General features: G+C 60.7%; 1 protein-coding gene. It reads right to left on the bottom strand.

Annotated features, from left to right (window positions below; translation table 11 throughout):
• Positions 1-89: 89 nt before the first annotated feature.
• On the bottom strand, positions 90-285 hold a 196-nt coding region (locus tag MD536_RS21500), incomplete at its 5' end, for an FHA domain-containing protein (protein ID WP_239603836.1).

Genomic DNA, 285 nt, shown 5'->3' with positions numbered 1-285 from the left:
GAGGAACCGACCGGCATCCCGGCGTTCAGGCAAAGACTACCATTCCGAGTGGAATCGCCACGTGCATTAACGCACATTCGGGGCGTCTGTCACGCGCGCAGGAAGAATTCCATCTTGACACCGGCGATCTCGATGATGTCATGATCCTTCAGGCGATGCGCCTGGGCATCGAGCGGCTGTCCGTTCAATTGCGGGAACGTCGCGCCCTCGACATGGGTGATGAAGTAACCATGCGGCCGGCGGGTGATCACGGCCACTTGCTGACCCGGCTTGCCGAGCGTCGTA

The sequence above is a fragment of the Flavihumibacter cheonanensis genome (assembly GCF_022352215.1).
Classification (GTDB): Bacteria; Bacteroidota; Bacteroidia; order Chitinophagales; family Chitinophagaceae; genus Flavihumibacter; species Flavihumibacter cheonanensis.
The sequence above is the reverse complement of the archived record's forward strand: the minus strand, read 5'-3'. Positions and strand labels throughout refer to the sequence as shown.